This window comes from Kitasatospora sp. NPDC058492 (assembly GCF_042720685.1).
GTDB lineage: Bacteria > Actinomycetota > Actinomycetes > Streptomycetales > Streptomycetaceae > Kitasatospora.
Window position 1 is genome coordinate 70,987 of the sequence record NZ_JBHXMU010000019.1, and the last position, 20,500, is coordinate 91,486.

Consider the following 20,500-nt stretch of genomic DNA (forward strand, 5'->3'; position numbering starts at 1 on the left):
CCGGGCGATCTGTCCGTACCGTGCGTTCGCGCGATGATCGACGCCCGCGACCGCCACATCATGTGACTTGCATCACGGCTTTTGTGGAATCTCATCATCCGATTGCTTGCATCTGCAATTCGATGAATACCGAAAACCGGCCCGTCCATCTACGGCCCTGTAGTCGCCACGCGGTGCACCGGCCCAGAAATCGGCTATTACCGATCGGTAGAGCCCGGATAGCGTCAACACGTGCCCGATTCTGTCCGATCGTCACGTCATGGTGAGAGCGGAACCGGTGTCGCTGCGAGGTCCGCAGACGCTGCTGGATCTCACCGGCAATGCCATTCCCATCAGCACGTGCAGCACCGGGTTGAGACATCTGCGGTGCAAACCGCTTTCACGGAGGAGTACCTTTTTCAGCGTCAAGAAAGCGCAGCCCCGGCCATGGTCTGTCCACCGTCGGCCGGGGCCCGGAGCGGAGGAGTGTCATGCACTGCTACGCCCTCACGGGGCGGTTGATGCGTCCCGTGATCACCACCGAACGTACCAGTGTCCCGCTGCCGGCCCGAAGGCCGTCCGGCTTTGATTACTGGCGAGTTTCGGTCTCCCTCGGTTCGGTCTCCTCGGCCGCAAATGTGTCGCTGGCATGTGCCGACAGACGGTCGGGGCGGCGGTTCGCCGGAATCGGCGCTCTGGTCACCGCCGCCGGTCAGGCGCGATGCCGGTTCCGGCGGCTGCGGCTGCACCCGTAGCAGGGCGGTCGGGGGGCGTCCGCCGTGGCGGACGCGCCCCGGTCCGTCGGCCCCGGGGGCGCCGCGCGCCGCGGCCCGCCCCCGGGGGTGGAAATACCGCCGAGGGAGAGAGAAAAGAGCGGGTGAGGATGGCGGGATGGGTGACGGTGGTGTGTGCGCTGCCGTCGTGCGGAGAGGTGTTCAGGCGGCCGGTCAGGGCCGGGCGACCCCGGCTGTACCACCGGGTGGCGTGCCAGAAACAGGCGCAGAGGCTGCGGGACGCGGCCAAGGGGGCGGCGCGCCGCCCCGCCCGGGCGGCCGGGGGCTGGGGGCAACTGGTGGCGGAGGACGTGCACGCGGGTGCCGGCCGGCTGCTGGAGGCGCAGGCGCGCCGGGCGCCGTTGACGGTGAGGCTGGCGTGCGCGCGGGCGCTGCGGGGTGACGCCGACCACTATGTGGCGGCCGTCGTCCGCGACGCACGGGCCGACGGGATGGAGTGGGGGGAGATCGGGTCGGCGCTGGGCGTCCAGCCGGACTCGGCCCGGCGCCGGTGGACCCTGCGGCGGGTGGAACAGCAGCTGAGCCGGCGTTCGAACCGGCAGGCCCCGCCCGCGCCGGGGACCGCTTCGGGCGCGGCACCGGCCGCGCCGGCACCGGCCTCGGCGGGGGAGCCGGAGCCGGATTCGGGACCCCGTGCGGGGCTGCTCGCCGCGGCGCTGACGGCGCTGCAGGAGCGCAGCAGGGTGAGCCCGCAGGCCGCCGCGGAGCTGGCCGGGTGCTCGCCGTCGTACGTCTCGCGCATCCTCGCCGGGGACCGGGTGCCGACGTGGCCGGTCCTGCAGACGCTGGCGCGGGCCTTCGGCGGGGTGCCGGAGGAGCTGCGGCTGCTGTGGGAGGTGGCCCAGGGCGCCGAGCGCCCGGGGCGGGTGTCGGTGGCGGGTGCCGCCGACCAGATGCTGCGGGCGATCCGGGGCCTGCACCTGGCGGCCGGGCAGCCCGACGCCGAAGCCGTGTGCGCCCTCGCCCGGGGGGTGTCGGCGGAGCTGGTGCGATCGGTGCTGGCGGGCGAGACCGTGCCGGACTGGCCGGTGGTCAGCCAGCTGGCCGCGGCGCTGGGCGGGCACCCGGGCGACCTGCGCCCGTACTGGGAACGCATGCACTACGCGGCGCTCGCGGCCGTCTACTCCGACGAGTTCGGACCGTCCGGGTGCTTCGCGCGCTCGGCGGCGCCGGAAGGGGGCGAGGACCGTGACGGGAGCTGAGGCGGTGGGCCTGGACGCGTTCGTCCAACGCCGCCGCGGCCTGTACCGGGGGTACGCCGTGGCCCGGCTGGGCCGCACGCCCGCGGCCGGCGAGGTCGTCGACCATGTCGTGGAGGCACTGGTGGCGTGCTGGCCTCAGCTGGTGTGCGAGCGCAGCCCTGCGGCCGGAGCGTGGGTGTTGGTGCGCGAGGCGGTGTCCCTGCACTGCCGGATGCCGTACGGCCAGGACGGCGAGGACGTGCTGCACCGCCTGCTGCCCGTCGCGGCGGCCGACGCCGCCGTCCTGCACTACCGGCTGGGGATGCGGCTGACCGAGGCCGCGGACCTGATGGGCGTCGAACCGGCGGCTGCGGCCGGGCTGGTGCTCGCCGCCGAGCGGGGGCTGCCGCGCGCCCTGGTCGGCGAACTCGCCTTCGGCCCCGGAAGGGCGTGACGGAAGGGGGCGGCTCCGGCGGGCGTGGAGTGAAAGGGGTGGCGCGGGATTTCGTACCTGCGCCACCCCTTCGCTCAGGTGCGCCATAACATCCGCCCGGAGTTCAGCCTTACGGGTTCCGAGACCCTTTAACAACCTGGCGCAGTGTCATGTAGCGCTCTAGCATGGGCACTTCGATCAAGGGGCCGAGCCAGGGGTGGTCGCGTTGGAACCGGATGCGGAAATCGTTTCTCCCGTCACCTACGATCCGGCCGTTCCGAGCGTGGCCCGCATGTACGACCTCCTGCTGGGCGGGCACGCGCACTTCCAGTCCGACCGTGACGGGGTGCGCGATCTGCTGAAGGTCGCACCGAGCAGCGTCGAGGTCGCGGCGATCAACCGGGCGTTCCTGGTGCGCACGGTGCAGACGCTGGTGCGTGACTACGGGGTGCGGCAGTTCATCGACCACGGCTCGGGCCTGCCGACCCAGCGCAACGTGCACCAGATAGCTCAGGAGATCGACGACAGCTGCCGGGTCGTGTACATCGACAACGACCCGATGGTGATGCACACCGGCCGAACCCTGTTGGCCGGGAACCCGAACACGGCCGTCGTCTACGCCGACATGCGCGACACCGACGAGATCTTCTCCAGCAGGGCCGTGCAGGACCTGATCCTGCCCCGGGTGCCGACGGCGGCGCTGTTCGTCTCCGTCCTGCACTGCATCCCGGAGAAGGGATCCGTCCCGCCCGCGCGGCTCGTGCGCCGGGTCCGTGATCGGCTGCCCGCCGACGCCCCCGCCTACATGGCCATCTCCCAGCTCGTCAGCCCCCATCTCGACGTCCGCCGGCGGATCACGGACCTGATGGCCGACCTCACCCAGCGCCATTGGGGGGAGGTCCGTACGGAAGAGGACGTGGTCGGCTACTTCGAAGGCATGGAGATCCTCGACCCCGGTGTGGTGGAGGTGTCGCAGTGGCGTCCCGACCCGACCGCTGCCCGGACGGCGCAGACGAGCGACGAGTGGACGGAGTTCGGCGGCGTCGCCAGGGCTCACTGACCGGGGCGGCGCATCCTGCCCCGGTGGATCCCGATCGCCTCGTCGATGAGCGCCAGGCCGACCTCGTAGTCGGCGACGTGGAACAAAAGGGTGTTCAGCAGGTCCGCGTAACGCTCGACGTCCGGGTCCTTGCTCAGGTAGATGGCCCCGATGCCGGGGCCCTCGACGTAGACGACGTCGCTCGGGCCGCCGTACTCGAAGGCGAGGTGGGTGAAGGCCCCCGACGGCGGGGTCAGGTCCGCGGTGAACGGCAGGATCGCCACATGCACGTTCGGCCGCCGGCTGAGCTCCTTGAGGTGCTCCAGCTGCCCGATCATGACCTCGGGGCCTCCGGTGTTGCGGTACAGCACGCTCTCGTCCAGCAGGGCCACGACCGTGCGGTCGGCGTCGTCCAGCAGCCGGGTGCGGTCCATGCGCTGGCTCACCCGGCGCTCGATCTCCTCGGCGGGGGCCCGGGGCAGGCCGGCCTTGATCATCCGCCGCGCGTAGGCGCACGTCTGCAGCGGCCCGGGCACCACTCCGCCCTCCCAGTACTGGATGCGGGCGGACTCGACCTCCAGCCCGATCATGCGCCTGAACCAGCCGGGTGTGATGTCGGCGTACTCGGCCGCGAACGGTCCCGCCACGACCCGCTCCAGAAGCACGTCGACGTGCGCGCGGACCTCGGGGCCGACGCCGTAGATCGTGATCAGGTCGTTGACGTCCCTCTTGGAGGGGGTGCTCTCCCCGCGCTCCATCCGGCTCAGCTTCGACGCCGACGCCCGGATCCGGGGAGCGACGTCCGACAGACGCAGCCGCCGCTCCTCCCGCAGCGACCGCAGCACCGTGCCCAGGACCTTCGCCGCGCCCACCGGTCCGCTCCAGTGGAGCTTGCGTACCTCGTCGCCGTCCGGGTCGCTCGGCGTGGGACGGTCCGGGTGGGCGGGCATGCGGGACTCCTGGGGGCGCGGTTTCGGGAAAGCACTATCCCACGGCGCCCATCCCGCATACCCGCCGTTCTATAGATCCCACGGAATCGGGCCGATCAGCGGTGGAACACGTGATCGAAAGCCCTGTTCTCCATGGCCCAGGCGAAGGCCTCGGCCTCGCCGCGGTTGAAGACCAGGGCGGGCCCTTCCTTGTCACGGGAGTTGCGGAAGGCGACGGCGCCGTCCGGCAGCGGTCCGACTTCGACGCAGTTCCCCACCTCGCGACTGCTCGGGCTCTTCACCCATTCCACGTCCAGCGAATCGGCGCGGACCCCGTTCTCCGGCATTTCGACAGTCATTCGATTCTTCCCCTTCCCATCGCACGGATATGCGGACGGCCGAGGCCGTTTGCAATCCCATTTGCAATTGCAAATGCCCGGCCCGGGAATGCTAGCGGCAGCCGATTCGAACGCGGTGTCCTCCAAACGGGTGTCGTTTTTCGGGCCTCGCCGTACCACCCCCGGGGCGGTTGCGGCCCGTGACGGGCGGGAAACGTTGCGCAGACACCCGCCGCATCCCAGCACCGGAGGACACCCGTGATCGGGCCCCAGGACCACGCCCATCCGCGCTTCGACCGCGACCTGGCCCTGGGACTGGGGGTGCCCAGAGCAGCGGCGCGACACCTGCCCGGCACCCCGGACGCCGCCACGGCGGCCCGCGACTTCGCCCGGGCGACCGTCGCCCACTGGCGCACGCCCGTCACCGCGCAGGCGCTCGACGAAGCCGTCGAGGACCTGCTGCACGGCTTCGAGCTGCACGGCTTCGAGCGCGAAGAGGGATGGCTCAGCCTCGTCGAAGCCCCCGACGCCCTCCTGCTCGTCCTCACCCCGGCCCACTCGCCACCCGCCGAAGGAGCTGCCGACGCATTACGGGCCATCCCGGACGCCACCTCCACCGGCACGGCGGCCGAACACTGGACCAGGATCCCCTTCCCCGGCAGCCCCCGCACTCACAGCGCCCCGCCGCCGGCCGCAAGCAGGTGACCGCGACGCCCGGCCACGAGTCGGGACCGGAGCCCTGCTGCCAAGACGACGACTATGAAAGCGAGTTCAACCCGGAACCGAAGGGGGCCAGGCCCATGGACGTGGCGGTGCGTATCGCGCAGCGAGAGGACGCGGACGCGCTGCTGGAGCGCAGCGCGCTGGCCGTTTCTGCCCGCAAACTGGGGCACCGGAGGGGACCGGCGCCCCAGTCGCTCTCGTCGTTCCTGCGGCGGGTCGCTGGTGCAGCCGATCTTTCCGGCGGCTGCCCGAGCCCGAGGGGGTGTTAGCTGCCGTCATTGCCTCGCGGGGTGCCCGGCATGTTGAAGGTGAGGTTGGAGAAGTCTCGTCCCTGGACGATCGTTCCGTTCTGCGTTCCGCCGCTGATGGTGTTGTGGACGGAGCTCGTGGAGTCGGCCGTTGTCTGGGCCCACCATTCATCGAGAAGCACTCGGAAGTCCGGGTCCAAGGCGGCTCGTACGCCGAGGGCGGTCGCCAACGCCTGGGCTCGTCCGGGATCGGCGGGCACCGCCTCCAGGGCGGCGACTTCCACCTCGCCTGAGCTGATCCCGGGCAACTCCTCCTGCTCTCCGCCACGGCGGAAAGGCCGCCTCACCAGTGCGGACAGCCCCTGCCATGCCTGGCGTCCGGCCTCGCCGGCGACGCTGCCCGCCAGTGCTGTGAGGGCGGCGGCGGTGATCGGATCCAAAGTGGTGCTCCTTCGGTCATCGGTGTCGGTCGTTCACACCATAGGGAGAGCCGGCCGGGGAGGCACAGGTTTCGCCTCGCGGGGGCCTGCGGATCGGCGAGACTCGGCCGCGTGAGGTGTGGCGGACTCGGCTTTGTGGGCCTCGTGTGGCATGTCCCGCTCGTATCGGTCGAACCGTCGTCTTCCGGGCGGTCCTTCCAGTAACGTGACCTCGTTGGCGATCCGGAGAGGCGGTGGGCTGCGTGAACGGGCCGGAGGGCGCGGAGCACCCCGTGCCACCGCACGTGGTCAACAGCCTGCCAGGGACCGTGCACGGCCAACTCGCGCAAGTGGGCAGCGTCCATGGCGGCATCACCTTCAACTACCACTCGGCGCCGTCCCCGGGGCCGGGGACGGCGCGCCAGCGCCCCGACCAGGTGCCCCGGCCGCCGCGCCGCTTCGTCAACCGTGAGTGGGCGCTCGCTGAGTTGGACAGGGCGTTAGCGGGCGGGGAGGACGCCCAGGGATGTCCCATCGGAGTGTTCAGCGGTCTTCCCGGCATTGGGAAGACCGCCGCTGCCCGCCAGTGGGCCCACCGTCATCAGGAACGCTTTCCGGGCGGCCAGTTCTATGTGGACTTCGGGGCCTTGGGTGGCGGTGCCAGCGGGGACGTCTCAGAGGCGCTGGCGATGTGCCTGCGCGGTCTCGGCGTGTACGACCCCTATCTACCAACCAGGCTTGCCGACCGTGCGGCGCTCTACCGCACCCTGTCGGCGGACCGGCGGATGCTGGTGGTACTCGACGATGTCAGCCACCCGGCCCAGGTCACTGCCCTACTGCCGCAGGGAGCCAGCAGCGCGGTGCTCGCCACCAGCACCTGGCGGCTGGGGGAGCTCGCCCTCGACGGGGCGGCGCTACTCCAGCTCGATGTGCTTGACCAGGAGAGCTCGCTGGAACTGCTGGCCGCACTCTGCGGGGAGCGGCGAGTCGAGACCGAGCCGGAGGCCGCGGCCGAACTGGTCGGGCTGTGCGGCGGCTTGCCGATGGCGGTGCGGCTGTGTGCCGCCCGTTTGGTGACCCACCGGCGATTGACGATCGGTTCGTTGGTCGGTGAACTGGCCGACGAGCAGGACCGCTTCCGTCGGATCGCCGAGTCGTCCGGCCACGAGGAGCGCACCATGGCGGCAGCACTCGAACTGGTCTACCGGGGCCTCCCCACCACCGGTGCAGGGGTCTACCGGATCCTGGGCTGCCTTCCCAATCGGGCTTTCGACACCGCGCTGGTGGCGCTGGCCTCCGGGTACTCCCGGGAGGCTGCGCAGGAGGCACTGGACACCCTCGAAGCGGCGAGCCTGCTGACCGGGACCGAAGACGGACGGTACGTGATGCACGGTCTGGTCCGGCTCCATGCGCGGGACATGGCCCGTCGGCTCGACCCGCCCGGCACGGAGCGGGAGGTGGTCCGCCGGGTCAGCGGTCACTACCGCGCCCTGGCCGTCCTGGCAGATCTCGCCGTACGGGCCGATCGGTTGAGGATCACCGAGCCCGCCGAGGTCCTCGGAACCAGTGGCTCCGGAGCGGACGCCGACGGCGCCGGGCCGTTCGGGACAACGGGAAGTCCCCGGCAGGATGCCCTGGACTGGCTGGAAGCCGAACGAGGTGACATCCTCGCCGTGATCAGGGCTGCCGGGACGTTCGGCTTCGACCGCCAGGTGTGGCAGCTGGCCGAGGTGTTCACTGTGCTCTTCCTGCATCACCGACACCTGGCGGACTGGCGCGAATCCCTGGAACTGGGGGCTGCCGCCGCGGCGCGCGACGGGCAGCCGGCGGCCGAGGCCAGGCTGCGCAGCCTGCTTTCCCGGCCGCTGCTCGACCTGGGTCGGGACGACGAGGCGTGGACGCAGTTGGAGGCTGCCGACCAGCTGGCAGTGGAGTCGGGCCACCTCGTCCTCCAGGCCTCGGTGCAGGAGTTCCTGGGCCGGTACTGGGACCGGCATGATCCGGCTCGCGCGATCGACGCGTACCGTGCCTCGCTCGCGCTCAACCTCCAGGCCGAGGAAGGGCGCGGGGCTGCCCTCGCCCGCTACTTCCTCGGCTGTGCGCAGAGCGTCGGCGGCGATCATGCCGCCGCCCTGGCCGGTCTCGCCTTGGCCAGGGAGGACCTGCTCGCCCGGGGCGACGCGCGGATGGCGGCGCGGGCGCTGGCGGACCTGGGGCGGACGAGGGCGCGGCTCGGGGATCGTGCCGGGGCAGTGGCCGATCTGCGGCAGGCGGTCATCGGCCTGCGCGAGGAGGAGGCGTCCCACTACGAGGCGCGGGCGCTTGAGGACCTTGCGGACCTGCTGGACGACCCGGCCGAGGTGCGGGACTGCCTGCGCAGGGCGCTCGCGGTCTACGAGGAAGGCGGCAGTCCCCGGGCGGCGGAAGTCCTGTCCCGACTCGCCAGGGGCTGATCGACTGCTGCCGGGTGGTGCGTTCGGAGCAGCAGCTCCTGACCGAGGGTTCCGCAACGCAGCGTCACTGCGATGCCGTCCGGTGGTACCCCGAGGCGCAGACAGGTGTATACCGCCGCGGCAGCCGCTCCCGGGTCAGGGCACGGTCTGGCGGTAGCGGTGGTGGTGACCTCGACTGTACTGCCGCCGCGCAGGCCGACCAGGCACCCGTTCTCGGCCGACACCGCGGCCAGCCTCGCGCCGGGGAAGTCGGTCAGCAATTCGGTGATCCGCCGCCGACCGTCGTCGGCGGCGAAGACTGACGAGCGGGCCAGGATAGTGGTGGCACTCTCGGTGAGTCGAGTGTCCGGCTCGTCCACGTCGCAGGCCAGATGCCGGAACGAGTCCGCCGTCTCCGCCAGCTCACCGACCAGCGCGGCCGGGAAGCGGCGCAAGTCCACCTCGATCGCGTCGTTCCGGCGTCTGGTGATCGTGGTGTGGACCAACAGGGAACAGGGCGGTGCCGTGCCCAGGGCCGGCAGCGGAAAGGCACGGGAGGTACGGGGGGGCTGCTTGGGCCGGGCCAGGCCGAGCAGACGGTAGACCGTCTCGCGGAGCCGGGGGAGTGCCTCGCCGGGGGCGGCGAACGCCTCGGAGGTGACCTGCTCGTAGCGGCCCGGGCGGTGATCGGCGAGTGCCGCCTCAAGTTGTCCGGGTAGGGGCCGCGCGGTGTCCAGCCGGGGTGCGGCCGCACGCAGAGCCCAGCCCGCCGTGCCAGGGACGGCCTCGGAGCCGAAGGCGGCGAGCAATACGGGGCGTCCGATCGCTGCTCCGTACATGGTCACCGAACCGTGGTCCCCGATCACCAGATCCGAGGCGACCAGGGCTTGCTGCCAGCCGTTCGTCGGGTCGATGGTGGTCAGTCCGGCCTCCACCGCGGTTCGTTGGAGGACACCAACCTGCCAAGCGCCGTGCCCGGACCACACGTTGGGGTGCAGGACGAGGGCGACTCGGTACTCGTCGGCCGGTAGCTGGGCCAACAACTCGGCGGGCAGACCCGGGTGGCGTCCGGCCAGTGACTCCGTGCCCCAGGTCGAGGTCACCAGCACCAGGCGTTGGCCCGGCAGGACGCCCAGGGCGGACCGGTATCGTTCGCGCCATCGGCCGCTGGCGAGGAGCCGGTCGTAGCAGGGGTCGCCCACCAGGACGGTTCTGCCCGCCGTACCGGGGTGGAATGACGCCAGCTGGGCCTCCTGGGCGGGGTGTGACACCGCGAGCCAGGCCCGGCGGGCCGCCAACAGCGCGTCCGGAACCAGGCCGGACAGACGGGTGCCCGCGCTGGCCGAGTCGGGGACCTGCTTCTGGAAGCCGATGCCATGAGGCAGGACCAGGATCGGGTAGTCGCCCGGTGGGACGGTGAGGTTCTCGGAAGCGGAGATCACCAGGTCGGGATCGCACTCGGCGAGTTGCGGCCAGGGCATGGTGCGGCAGCGCAGTGAACGGAGCAGGTCGAGGACACCGTCGTTGAAGGCCGACGTCGGGTCGTAGCCGAAGACCACGGTGATCCGGGCGTCGTCGTGGAGTATCTCGGGAACCACGTCCAGGACGCGCACGAGCGAGGTGACTGTCCGCGCGGCCACGACCACGGTCCGTTCGCCATCGAAGGTTCGCCAGCGGTCGGCACCCGCCCCTACGGGGACGTGAATGCGCTCATCGGGATCCATCGTGCACCTCCGCTTGACCGCAGGATCCCACAGAGCCGTTCAGGCGGCTCGCGGCTCGCGGCTCGCGGCTCGCGGCTCGCGGCTCGCGGCTCGCGGCTCGCGGCTCGCGGCTCGCGGCTCGCGGCTCGCGGCTCGCGGCATTCTCCCTACCCCATAGCGGAACGTAGAGCAACCGTTTCACCTCCCTGCTGCCAGAAGCGCGCGACGCCGGGCCATGAACAGGCTCCGTTCAGGTGGCCAGCCTATCCGCTCCAGGGAAACGCGCTGGTCAGGGGCATGGAGGTCTGAGTTGGCACGGAGGGTACCGATGTCAGGGCTCCTGCCTGGGTGACCGAGCTGTACGAACAGCAACTCCCGGGCCTCGCCGATCCATGCCGAATCTACGGTGCATTCGGTTCGTCCCGGGCGCCGTGGCCGGCACTGCTCGTGCAGTGCCGGCCGGGGGCCTTTTCTCGTCCGCCCCTGGGGGAGGCGGGGGTTCCTGCGGTCGTTATCGTTCGTCGGTGAGGTCGCGGACGAGGGTGCTGCTCACCTGGGGGAGTTCGCCGTACTCGGGGTCGTCGGCGGCGACGGGGAGTTGGTGGATGACGGCCGCGAGGCGGGGGGGCAGCTTCACGTCGAGGCCGTAGTGGCACCGGGCGAGGATGTCGGTGAGCACCTGGGCCGGCAGCAGTGCGTGAGGGGTGCCCAGGACGCGCTGTGGCGGGCGGGGTTTGGTGGCCAGTGCTTCGGCCTGTTGGCGCCAGACCTCCGCGTCCAGGAACTCCCCGAGGCTGCGGTGCAGCAGGCTCAGGAACGATGCGGAGGTGTAGGAACCGCCGCCGGCGGCGAACTGCCACCAGAACTGGGCGCCGTCGCGATGGCCCGCGACGTACAGCAGCGCGCCGAGGACGAGGGCGCCCTCGGGGTGGATCTGCGCGCCGTTGACGAGGAGGCCCAGGGAGGCCGCGGCGGACGGCATCGAGAGGACCAGGGACGCGGCGAGGTCGAGTTCGTGGGCCGCCTGCCTGTGCTCGGAGGGCATCGGACTCGGGGCGGTCAGCAGCCGCTCCCAGGAGACGCCCGTACCCCCCGGCTGTGGCCGCGGGGCCCGGGTGGGCACGTGGATGCCGGCCATGTTCGGGTGTAGGGCCCGGTCGTGTTCGGTGCTCACCGGCTCTCCCCGCGTCGGCCGCCGAGCGCCGCGGCCAGACGGTCGAGGGCCTGGCTCGCGGTCGAACGGACGTTGGCCTCGGTCGTCCCCAGGCAGTCGGCGATCTGCTCGTCCGGCAGGTCGAGCAGGTACCGCAGCACGATCACGTCGTGCCGCCGTTCGGACAACCTCCGGATCGCGACGTAGAGTTGCTCGTGGCTGCCCTCGGTCTCCATCAGGTGCTGCGCCCGCTCGGCGGCGATCCGCACCGCGTAGACCCACCCGGGGACGCTCGCCTGGGTGGGCAGCGGCTCGCCGTTCATCATCAGTTCCGCCAAGGCGGCGCCGATCTCCTCCTTGAGGATCGTCCAGGCGTGGAACGGCGGGATCTGCTCGCGCAGGATGCGCGGCCACTCCTTCCACACGCGGACCTTCGCGATCTCCACCGCTCTGTGTGCGGCGTCGTCGTCGCGAAGGCGCGCGCGGGCGAACCCGCTCCACGCCCCTTCATGTGTGTCGCAGAACGCGTCGAACGTCAGGCGGTCCCGGCCTCCGACCACCCAGTCGCTCTCGGTCACGTCCCATTCCTCCCCTGCGGCACGCCTGTCGGCTGCCGTCCGGTGCGGGCCGCCGACCGTGGTGGAACCCCATGGCCGTACGGCGGTCACAGCGGGAACTCGCTTCCCTGGTAGGAACATTAAGGCGGATTGGATGCCGAGATGTTAAACCGCGGCAAGGTGTTTCGAGATCAGACACAAGGCGCTGCGGATGATGGAGATACCGTGCTCGAACATGGTCAGAGTGGGTCACTACATGCTCTGATTCGGTCGTCCTGCTGCACGGCCGCGTCGTCACCGGCAACGGCCCTTGATTGGCCGTTCGGGCGTGTGGGCATAGTGGAAGGGGCCGCGCCGGGGTTCGCCACCGCTCGCCACGGTGGCGCGGGCGCGGATCGGTCCTGTCCTGCGCAGGGCGAGTCGATGATGCATCAGGGGGAACGCATGACTCAGGGGGAACGCATGACGGACGGCACCGCCGGGACCGACGACGTAGAGGTCAACCTCGACATACACCTGGCGCACTCCGCGCGGATGTACGACTACTACCTCGGCGGCACGACGAACTTCCCCGCCGACCGTGAGGCCGCCGGCCGGGCCCTGGCGGTCTTCCCCTACGCCCGCTCCGCCGCGCGCGCCAACCGCGCCTTCATGCGGCGGTCGACGCACCTGCTCGCCGAGGCCGGCATCCGGCAGTTCCTCGACATCGGCACCGGGATCCCCACCTCGCCGAACCTGCACGAGGTCGCGCAGTCCGTCGCACCGGATGCCAAGGTCGTCTACGCCGACAACGACCCGATCGTGCTCCTCCACGCCAAGGCGCTTCTGCACGGCACCGAACAGGGCGTCACCGCCTACGTGCAGGCCGATGTGCGTGAGCCCGCAGACCTGTTGGACTCGGCCCGGGCGATCCTGGACTTCACCCAGCCGATAGCGCTCAGCATGAACGCCCTGCTGCACTTCGTGCCGTTCGAGGCCCAGCGGATCACCGAAGGCCTCAAGGCACAACTGCCCGACGGTTCCGCGCTGGTGATCAGCCACTTCACGCAGGACTTCGCCGCCGAGGAGACCGCTCGGCTCATCCAGGTCTACACCGCCGCAGGAACCCCCGTCGCCGCCTGCACCCGCGACGAGTTCGCGCAGTTCTTCACCGGGTGGAACCTCATGGAGCCGGGCGTCGCCGCCACTCCGCGCTGGCACCCGGCGCCTGCGGACGACACCGAGCACATCACCGACGCGGCGGCCTCCTGCTACGGGGCCGTCGCCATCCGCCCCTGAGCCGTGCTCCCAGTCCGGCAGCTTCCAGTCTGGCAGCTTCGAAGCCCGGATGTTCAAGCCCTGTACATCGGCATTCCGGCCGCCGGGCGAACCACTCACCGCCGACCCAACTCCGCAGGCCGCAGGAGCCGTTGTCAGTCCTGCCCCGCGGGCGGCATCAGCCGCTCGCAGGGCGGCTCACTCGCGCCCGCCGATCGCGTCGACCGGCGCCGGCCGCAGGGCGGACCGGGTGGCCATCGCGATCGAACCCCAGGAGAGCGCGACGGTGACCGCCACGATCGCGACGAGGCCGACGGGGGAGACGCTCGGAACGGGTGACCTCGTCAGCCCGAGGCTGATGCCGACCAGCGGCGGGATCGTCGCCAACAGACCGAACAGCAGCGCCGAGAAGACCACGATCCTGGCTTCGCCGTTCATCATCGCGCGGACCTGGGCCCGGTTGGCGCCGATGAGTCGCAGCATCGCGAACTCGCGCACCCGCGCCGCCGTCGCCATCACCAGGGTGTTCACCACGGCGATGGCGATGTAGCCCAACAGCACGGTCTGGAACAGGAGGTTGAGCGCCCAGCCACCCGAACCGCCGCCCCCGGGCGCGCCCTTGAACGCCTCCTGGCCGCCCACCTGGACCGTCGGGTAGCGCCCGACGGCGCCGCGCAGCGCGTCGGCGAGCGCCTTCGGGTCGGTCCCGTCCGCGGACCTGACCAGCACGGCGGTGTCGACCCGCGCGGTGGTGTGCGCGACGACGAGGTCGTTGGGCAGGGTGACGTCCCCGAAGCCCAGGCCCCGCTCGTAGACCGCCACCACCCGCGGCCTGATCGCCGTGCCGTCACCGAGCCGCAGGTCGATCGTCCCACCGCGCCGCGCATGGACGGTGTCCGCGACGACCCGGCTCAACGCCACCGTCTCGCCGCGCAGTTCCGCGGTGTCGCCGTCGACCACCCGGAGGTCCATGGTCTCGGAGAGCCGTTCGGGCGCGACGCCCTGGGCGGCGAAGACCTTGGTCGCGGTGCTGTCCTCGGACGGGAACGTCAGCAGCACCTGCATCCGTGCCACCGGCGTCGCCACGGCGGCGCCGGGCACGCCGCGCACGGCGTCCACGACCTCCGGGGACACCCCGGCGCCGGACGACGAGGTCAGCACGTGATCGGCCCGCAGGCCGGCGTCGAGTTGGTCCCGCGACGCCGCGATCGTCGTGGAGGCGCCGAACACCTGCACGGCGGCCAAGGTCACGCCCATGGCCAGCGGGGTGACGGCCGAACCGAGCCGCCGCGCATGGGCCCGCGCGTTGGCCTGGGCGAGGAAGCCGGGGGCCGTGGACTGCCGGTTCAGGCGCGGGCCGAACAGCACGACGGCGCCTCTGACCAGCAGCGGGCCGACACAGCCCAGCGCCACGACGAACAACAGGACCGCGCTCGCCGCGGTGTCGGCGGCAGAGTCGCCCGACACCGCCACCCGGCCCGAGGTCAGCAACAGCCCGAGCGGGATCAGCAGGAAGCCGATGGCCAGCCGGACCCGGCCGATCCTCCCGGGCTCGACGGCGGCATCCCCGAGCGCCTCGACCGGGCTGGTCCCGGACACCCGGCGCGCGACCAGCCAGCCGCCGAGCCGGGCGCTGGTCATGCACAGCGCCAGCGAGGCGAGGAAGGGCAGCCACCCCACGTCCATCCGGAAGTCCGCGGGCATCGCGCCCGCGAGGACGAACGCGCCGCGCATCACGAACGCGATGACGACGCCGGGGATCGCGCCGACCAGGGCGCCCGCCAACGACACCAGGGTCATCTCGGCGCCGATCATCCGGTGGATCTGCCGGGGCGTCGCGCCGACGGCGCGCAGCAGGGCCAGTTCGCGCCTGCGCTGCTGCACCGACAGCGCGAGGGTGCTCGCCACCACGAACACCACGATCAGCACCATGGTGCCGCCGAACGACGCCGACGTCTCGACCACCAGGCTGCGGGCGTCGCCCACGTCCAAGAACTCCACATTGCCGCGCCCCGCGCCGGTGTGGGCCACCACGCCCGGCACGGCGGCCGTGATCCTGCCGGCCAGTTGCTCCGGGGTGACGTCGGGCCCGGCCCGCACACCGATCGCGTCCACCCGGTCCGGGCGGCCGGACAGCTCGGCCGCCCGGCCGTCGGTGAAGAACACCGCGGACTGGCGGCCCAACGCGCCCCCCTCCGGCGCGGCTACACCCACCACGCGGTACGACGACGCGACCGAGCCGACCACGAGCCGCACCGTCGCGCCGGGCGACACGTGGGCGCGCGCGGCGAGGCCCGCGTCGAGTACGACCTCGTCGGGCCCGGCGGGCGCGCTGCCCGCACGCACCGCGAACGGCCCGAGCACCGCGGCGGACCAGCCGTGCCCGACCACGGGGAAGCCGTCCGGGCCGCCCACCGCGCGGCCGTCCGGGGCCAGCACGCCGACCTCGACGCCGACATCGCCGACGGCGGACCGGACACCGGGCACGGCGGCGACGGCGGCGACCTTGTCGGCGGGCAGCGTGACGCGCTCGCTGTAGCGGACCTCGGAGCTCTCGTCCAGCCAGTACGACTGCTCCGCGCCGAGGACCACCGCCGCGCCCGAGTAGCGCTCGGGGGCCACCCCGGTGCTGAGCCCCGACATCAGCAGGATCCCGCACGCGGTGATCACCGCCGAGCCCGCGGCGATCGCGACGAAGGAGCCGACGAACCCGCCCTTGCGCCCCTTGATCGTGCTCCACGCCAGCGACAGGTCCCTGCGGTCCGGCACCACGAGGCGGACCAGCCTCCGGATGCGGCGGATCACCACGCGCCCAGGTGCGTCATGCGCGCCGCGCCCTGCCCCGAGGCGGGCCGGCGCAGCCCGCCCGCGAGCCGCAACGCCGGCGTGACGATCTCCTCCACGGTCAGCGTGGTCAGCATGGTCATCGGGCTGCACACCCGGGGAAGGCACTCCTGCCAGAATCGGACGGTCCCATTCCGAGGGTGCGGGCGCCACGATGCAGTCCGATGCGTACGGCATCCAGCGCCGGTATCAGGCTCCTTGACGTGCCGTAACCCTTCGACGCCGTACCCCGGCGGATCGACCAGTCGGCGGATGCGGCACGCCACGCAGGTTGAGACATGCTCGGGGAGCCTACCCGAGGCCCCGCCGCGCCCCATCGCAATTTCCCTGGTGACGATCAGTCAGGAACGGTCCGTGCAGGTCAATTGCAAATGCAGCTTCTCCCATAACGGCTTATCCGGTATGAGTTCTGGATTCGGGTCGGTGGGGGCGGGCGGGAATCGAGCGACTCGCCGAGACGTGCGGGGGTGGCTCGGGCAGGGCAGGATGGGGCCGGTTCGGGTGGCCTGGCCGCCTGGGTCCCCGTCTCGGTGCGTGGTTGTTCCGGCGGGTGTCGCCACCGTCTGACGGGCGTTCGTCGCTCGGGAGCCGCCCCATGACCGCTTCTGCCCCTGCCGGTCCGATCGTCCGGTTCCACCGTTCGGTCGCCGAGTCGCTCGGCGGGCTCCCGGGTGCCTTCTGGTGGCTCTGGGCCGCGACCCTGGTCAACCGGCTCGGCGGTGTGGTCACGTTCCTGGCGCTCTACCTCACCGCGGACCGTGGCTATTCGGCCTCGTACGCGGGGGTGGTCGCCTCGCTCATCGGCCTCGGCTCGGCGATCGCCGCGCTGGTCGGCGGTGTGCTGGCGGACCGGATCGGCCGGCGGCCCACCCTGCTGGCCGCCCAGCTGCTCACCGCGCTCACCACGGCGGCCCTGGGTTTCGCCGACGGGCAGTTGGCGATCGCCTCGACGGCGTTCCTGGTCGGTCTGAGCAGTTACGCCTCCCGTCCGGCGACGTCCGCGATCATCGCGGACCTGGTGCCGGCCGCCGACCGGGCCCGTGCCTTCGCGCTGAACTACTGGGCGATCAACATCGGGTTCGGCGTATCGGCCGCGCTGGCCGGGCTGGTCGCCGCCCACGACTACCGGGTGCTGTTCCTCGTGGATGCCCTGTCCACGCTGCTCTGCGCCGTGGTGGTCTTCGTCAGGGTCCCGGAGACCCGGCCCGTCGAGCCGCAGCGGGACGCCGCCGGGCCGGGGGCAGGGCCGAGTGGGCCCGGGACAGGGCCGAGCGCCGGGCTGGGCACGGTCTTCCGGGACCGGCGCTTCATGGCGCTGGTCGGGCTGACCTTCGCCTTCGGGCTGATGCTCCAGCAGGGCAACACGACGCTCGCCGTGGACATGGGCAAGGCCGGGCTGACCAGCACGCAGTACGGAGTGGTGATCGGGATCAACGGTCTGCTGATCGTCCTGTTGCAGATCCCGGTGACCCGCCTGACGAAGGGACAGCACCGGGGGATACTGCTGCTGGTCAGCGCGCTGCTCACCGGGTCGGGCTTCGGCCTCACCGCGTTCGCGGGTTCCTCCGCCCTCTACTACGCCGCCACCGTGGGGGTCTGGACGCTCGGCGAGATGATCCAGGCACCCACGAGCATGAGCCTGGTGAGCGAGCTCTCGGCGACGAGCACCCGCGGGCGCTACCAGGGGGTCAACTCGCTGGCCTGGTCGGCGGCCTCCTTCCTCGGGCCGGTCGCCGGCGGGCTGCTGCTGGACCACGCCGGCCGGGGCGCCCTCTGGGGGTGCTGCGCGGTCCTCGGCACGGTGGCCGCGGCGGGGTACCTGGCGTTGGGGCGGCGGGTGGACACCGGGCGCTACTCGATGTCGTGACCAGGCCCTGAAAGGGGACGGGACGGATCACGGCTCCTGGCGCGGGTCGGTCCAGGGGGCCAGGTCGGGTGCGGCGCTCTCGCTGCGGAAGAGGAACTCGAACAGCAGCCGGGCGGCGAGCTGCGCGGTGCTGCCGGAGGGGTCGTAGCGGGGGGCCACCTCCGCGATGTCCACGGCCTCCACGGGCAGGGCGCGCAACTCCTCGTAGACGTCCAGGAGGTGGCCGGTGTCGATGCCGCCCATGGTCACGTGGCCGGTGCCGGTCGCCACGGCGCTGTCGAGGACGTCGATGTCGAGCGACACGTACACGGTGTCGCAGCGCTCGCCGAGCTGCTCGACGAGTGGGCGCAGGGCCGCGGCCGCGCCCTGGCGCAGGATCTGCGATCCGGGCACCACGTGGAAGCCCCGGTCGAGCAGGCCGCGGAACTGGTCGTACCTGGTCACGTCGCCGACGCCCACGAAGGCGATGTCCTCGGGGTGCATCCCCGGGAGCTCGCTGATCCGGCGGGAGTTCGACCCGTGGTAGAGCGGCCCGTGCAGGGTGCTCCAGTTCCCGAAGTCGAAGTGGTGGTCGATGTTGATGAATCCCACCCGCCGCGCGCCCCGGTCCAGCCGGCCGGCGCGGAAGCCCGCGAAGGTGGGGAAGGTGGTCGAGTGGTCTCCGTTGAGGAAGACAAGGCGCGGCGCCGATCCGCTCAGCCGCCGGCTCCCGGCGGCGACCGCCTGGAAGGTGCGGATGGTGTCGGTCGGGTAGATGTGCAGGTCCCCCGCGTCGGCCACGCGCGGGGCGCGGTAGCGGAACGTCCGGCCGCTGCGGGTGTCCAGCATCTTCCACTGGCCCAGGCTGGTGAGGTAGCTGGAGAACACCAGGCTCGCCTGCCGGATCGCGCGCGGCCCTTCGGCCGCGCCCGGACGGGAGCTGGCGGTCGCGTCGTACGGGACGCCGGCCGCCACCCAGCCGTCCTCCCCGACGTCGACCTGCGCCCGGTCCGCGGCGGGGGCGCCGAACAGGGTGGCGAGGCCGGCCCACCCGGGCAGCGGGTCGGTCTCGAACTCCTCGGGCTTGACGCTGCGGTGGAGCGCCTCGAAGTCGGGGAGTTGGTGAGGGGGCTGGGTGGGGGGCTGGTTCATGCGGTCTCCCTTGCGGAGTGGCCGGAGTGGCCGGAGTGGCCGGAGTGGTCGGAGTGGTCGGGGTGGTCGGGGTGGGCCGGTACGGGGGTGCGGACGATGCGGTGGGCGGCGGCGATCTTCTCCTGGAAGAGCTCCCAGCTGCGCTCCGGAGTCAGGTGGCTGGGCCGGTAGACCACCGGAGCGTCCTCCCGCCACTGCGCGAAGTCCCAGGTGAAGATGCGCTCGCGCAGGCGCTGGAAGTCGGGGGTGAGCGGGTAGGGGACGAAGTTGTAGAGGTTGAAGAGCCACAGGGCCCGGCGGTTCGCCTCCAGCCACCGGACGGTCTGCGCGTGGGACTCCTCGGTCTCCTCGTCCAGTCCGCCCATCATGTTGAGGACCACCTTCAGGCCGGCGTCGCTCAGCGCGTGGATCCGTTCGGTGTAGTCGTCGAGTCCGCGGGACAGCTTGCCGAGCCGTTTGAGCATCTGGGAGTCGGCCGACTCGAAGCCGAGCTCGACCGCCACGACGCCGAGTTCGAGCATCGCCTCGATGACCCACTCCTTCACCTGGAGGACGTGGGTCTGCACGATGAACTTGTAGCCGGGGCGGTCGCGGAACACCTCCAGCAGGTTGCGGACCGCCTCCCGCGACTGCCCGAAGGTCTTGTCGCCGACGTAGACGAGCCGGGTGTCCGGGAAGCGGTCGGCGAGCTGGTCCACTTCGGCGCGGAGGGCGCTGCTCCCCACCAGGGTGAGCTGCTTGCTCCAGGCGTCCCCGCAGAAGGCGCACTTGTACAGGCAGCCGTGGCTGGCGTTGAGTCGCAGCATCGGCACCTTGCCGCTGTAGCCGTCCAGATGGCGGTAGTCCGGTGCCCAGGTGATGGGCTCGGCCACCAGCCCGAGGGCGGCCCGCTTCTCCGTACGGCCGCCCCGCCCCGAGGCCAACTCGACCAGGACGGCCGCGAAACCGGCGTCGAGCTGCCCGCGGTGCACGGCGTGCACGGAGCCCTCGGGCGCCAGCGGGGCCATGTTCCCGCCCAGGACGACGCGCCGCCCGGCGCGTTCCAGCTCGCCCGCGAGGTCCAGGGCGAGCCGGAAGTTCTGGGCCAGCGGCGAGAACAGGACGAGATCGCCGGGTGCCGTCGCCGCCATGATCGGAGCGCGGCAGGCCTCGCTGTCGGCAGGGGTGCGGGACAGGTCGACGAAGCAGGAGTCGATCGCGGTGCTGTCCAGCAGGGCGGTCAGGTGCGCGACCCAGAGCGGAATCTCCCAGAGCCCGTCGGACGGGATGAAGTACTCCGGGAGGAAGGCGCGGAAGCGGCGGTCGTAGTCCTGGTAGTAGGCGGACAGCCGGTCATCGGGGTCGCGGGTGGACGGGAAGGGCAGTTGGACGATGCAGCACCTGGTCACGATTCCTCCGCACGTGGGGACGTGCTCGCACCGACCGGCTCACGGGAGGGCGCCGATCGGTCGCGCCCGGAAGAACTACTGCCCG

17 protein-coding genes are annotated in these 20,500 nt (G+C 71.7%); 7 read left to right on the plus strand and 10 right to left on the minus strand.

Going from position 1 to position 20,500, the window contains the following annotated elements; all coding sequences use genetic code 11:
* The first annotated feature begins 958 nt into the window (after positions 1–958).
* The 3 genes from ACFWPI_RS15210 (at position 959) to ACFWPI_RS15220 (ending at position 3,447) form a co-directional block, all read left to right on the plus strand.
* Entirely contained in the window at positions 959–1,975 is a 1,017-nt protein-coding gene (locus tag ACFWPI_RS15210) for a helix-turn-helix domain-containing protein (RefSeq protein ID WP_380424823.1), read from the plus strand.
* On the plus strand, positions 1,962–2,408 hold the full coding sequence (locus ACFWPI_RS15215; RefSeq protein WP_380370687.1) for a hypothetical protein: 447 nt from the start codon (positions 1,962–1,964) through the stop codon (positions 2,406–2,408). The genes ACFWPI_RS15210 and ACFWPI_RS15215 overlap by 14 nt, the downstream gene beginning before the upstream one ends.
* A gap of 196 nt (positions 2,409–2,604) precedes the next feature.
* Positions 2,605–3,447, plus strand: a complete 843-nt coding sequence (locus ACFWPI_RS15220; protein ID WP_380370684.1) for an SAM-dependent methyltransferase — start codon at positions 2,605–2,607, stop codon at positions 3,445–3,447.
* Here the strand turns inward: ACFWPI_RS15220 and ACFWPI_RS15225 are convergent.
* The gene (locus tag ACFWPI_RS15225) at positions 3,441–4,376 is read right to left on the minus strand and encodes a helix-turn-helix transcriptional regulator (RefSeq protein WP_063346613.1); all 936 of its coding nucleotides are present in this window, start codon (positions 4,374–4,376) and stop codon (positions 3,441–3,443) included. The genes ACFWPI_RS15220 and ACFWPI_RS15225 overlap by 7 nt on opposite strands.
* 95 nt (positions 4,377–4,471) lie before the next feature.
* Positions 4,472–4,714, minus strand: a complete 243-nt coding sequence (locus ACFWPI_RS15230) for a DUF397 domain-containing protein (RefSeq protein WP_380339792.1) — start codon at positions 4,712–4,714, stop codon at positions 4,472–4,474.
* 237 nt (positions 4,715–4,951) lie between these two features.
* Here ACFWPI_RS15230 and ACFWPI_RS15235 point away from each other — a divergent pair, with 237 nt between their 5' ends.
* Positions 4,952–5,398 carry a hypothetical protein gene (locus ACFWPI_RS15235; RefSeq protein WP_380370680.1) on the plus strand — a complete coding sequence of 149 codons (447 nt, stop codon included), beginning with the start codon at positions 4,952–4,954 and terminating at the stop codon, positions 5,396–5,398.
* Positions 5,399–5,681: 283 nt separating this feature from the next.
* Here ACFWPI_RS15235 and ACFWPI_RS15240 read toward each other — a convergent pair whose 3' ends face one another.
* Positions 5,682–6,104 carry a hypothetical protein gene (locus ACFWPI_RS15240; protein WP_380370677.1) on the minus strand — a complete coding sequence of 141 codons (423 nt, stop codon included), beginning with the start codon at positions 6,102–6,104 and terminating at the stop codon, positions 5,682–5,684.
* Between the two features lie 272 nt (positions 6,105–6,376).
* Here ACFWPI_RS15240 and ACFWPI_RS15245 point away from each other — a divergent pair, with 272 nt between their 5' ends.
* Positions 6,377–8,536, plus strand: coding sequence for an NB-ARC domain-containing protein (locus tag ACFWPI_RS15245; RefSeq protein ID WP_380370675.1), 2,160 nt, complete (start codon positions 6,377–6,379; stop codon positions 8,534–8,536).
* On the opposite strand, the gene ACFWPI_RS15250 is transcribed toward ACFWPI_RS15245, so the two are convergent.
* The 3 genes from ACFWPI_RS15250 to ACFWPI_RS15260 all read right to left on the minus strand — a co-directional run bounded on the left by ACFWPI_RS15250 (position 8,476) and on the right by ACFWPI_RS15260 (position 11,949).
* Entirely contained in the window at positions 8,476–10,155 is a 1,680-nt protein-coding gene (locus tag ACFWPI_RS15250) for a CDP-glycerol glycerophosphotransferase family protein (protein ID WP_380370672.1), read from the minus strand. The two genes, ACFWPI_RS15245 and ACFWPI_RS15250, sit on opposite strands and share 61 nt — an antisense overlap.
* Before the next feature lie 574 nt (positions 10,156–10,729).
* Positions 10,730–11,392 carry a hypothetical protein gene (locus tag ACFWPI_RS15255; protein ID WP_380370669.1) on the minus strand — a complete coding sequence of 221 codons (663 nt, stop codon included), beginning with the start codon at positions 11,390–11,392 and terminating at the stop codon, positions 10,730–10,732.
* Complete coding sequence (locus ACFWPI_RS15260) at positions 11,389–11,949, minus strand: RNA polymerase sigma factor (RefSeq protein WP_063346610.1); 561 nt, start codon at positions 11,947–11,949, stop codon at positions 11,389–11,391. The genes ACFWPI_RS15255 and ACFWPI_RS15260 overlap by 4 nt, the downstream gene beginning before the upstream one ends.
* A 441-nt stretch (positions 11,950–12,390) precedes the next feature.
* Here ACFWPI_RS15260 and ACFWPI_RS15265 point away from each other — a divergent pair, with 441 nt between their 5' ends.
* Positions 12,391–13,206 carry an SAM-dependent methyltransferase gene (locus ACFWPI_RS15265; RefSeq protein ID WP_380370665.1) on the plus strand — a complete coding sequence of 272 codons (816 nt, stop codon included), beginning with the start codon at positions 12,391–12,393 and terminating at the stop codon, positions 13,204–13,206.
* Positions 13,207–13,383: 177 nt separating this feature from the next.
* Here ACFWPI_RS15265 and ACFWPI_RS15270 read toward each other — a convergent pair whose 3' ends face one another.
* Both ACFWPI_RS15270 and ACFWPI_RS15275 read right to left on the minus strand, forming a co-directional pair.
* Positions 13,384–15,993, minus strand: a complete 2,610-nt coding sequence (locus ACFWPI_RS15270; protein WP_380370663.1) for an ABC transporter permease — start codon at positions 15,991–15,993, stop codon at positions 13,384–13,386.
* Positions 15,987–16,112: a hypothetical protein gene (locus ACFWPI_RS15275; RefSeq protein WP_380370660.1), complete on the minus strand. Its 126-nt coding sequence runs from the start codon at positions 16,110–16,112 to the stop codon at positions 15,987–15,989. Before ACFWPI_RS15275 ends, ACFWPI_RS15270 begins: the two co-directional genes overlap by 7 nt.
* A gap of 512 nt (positions 16,113–16,624) precedes the next feature.
* Here ACFWPI_RS15275 and ACFWPI_RS15280 point away from each other — a divergent pair.
* On the plus strand, positions 16,625–17,896 hold the full coding sequence (locus tag ACFWPI_RS15280; RefSeq protein WP_380370658.1) for an MDR family MFS transporter: 1,272 nt from the start codon (positions 16,625–16,627) through the stop codon (positions 17,894–17,896).
* Positions 17,897–17,923: 27 nt separating this feature from the next.
* Here the strand turns inward: ACFWPI_RS15280 and ACFWPI_RS15285 are convergent, their stop codons facing one another.
* Positions 17,924–19,027: an arginase family protein gene (locus tag ACFWPI_RS15285; protein WP_380370655.1), complete on the minus strand. Its 1,104-nt coding sequence runs from the start codon at positions 19,025–19,027 to the stop codon at positions 17,924–17,926.
* Complete coding sequence (locus tag ACFWPI_RS15290; RefSeq protein ID WP_380370652.1) at positions 19,024–20,415, minus strand: B12-binding domain-containing radical SAM protein; 1,392 nt, start codon at positions 20,413–20,415, stop codon at positions 19,024–19,026. Before ACFWPI_RS15290 ends, ACFWPI_RS15285 begins: the two co-directional genes overlap by 4 nt.
* Positions 20,416–20,500: the final 85 nt, after the last annotated feature.

Excerpts from the sequence above, each read along its gene's own strand:
- ACFWPI_RS15225 (WP_063346613.1), bottom strand. The coding sequence starts at position 4,376 with ATGCCCGCCCACCCGGACCGTCCCACGCCGAGCGACCCGGACGGCGAC.
- ACFWPI_RS15230 (WP_380339792.1), bottom strand. The coding sequence starts at position 4,714 with ATGACTGTCGAAATGCCGGAGAACGGGGTCCGCGCCGATTCGCTGGAC.
- ACFWPI_RS15265 (WP_380370665.1), top strand. The coding sequence starts at position 12,391 with ATGACGGACGGCACCGCCGGGACCGACGACGTAGAGGTCAACCTCGAC.
- ACFWPI_RS15275 (WP_380370660.1), bottom strand. The coding sequence starts at position 16,112 with ATGACCATGCTGACCACGCTGACCGTGGAGGAGATCGTCACGCCGGCG.
- ACFWPI_RS15280 (WP_380370658.1), top strand. The coding sequence starts at position 16,625 with ATGACCGCTTCTGCCCCTGCCGGTCCGATCGTCCGGTTCCACCGTTCG.
- ACFWPI_RS15285 (WP_380370655.1), bottom strand. The coding sequence starts at position 19,027 with ATGAACCAGCCCCCCACCCAGCCCCCTCACCAACTCCCCGACTTCGAG.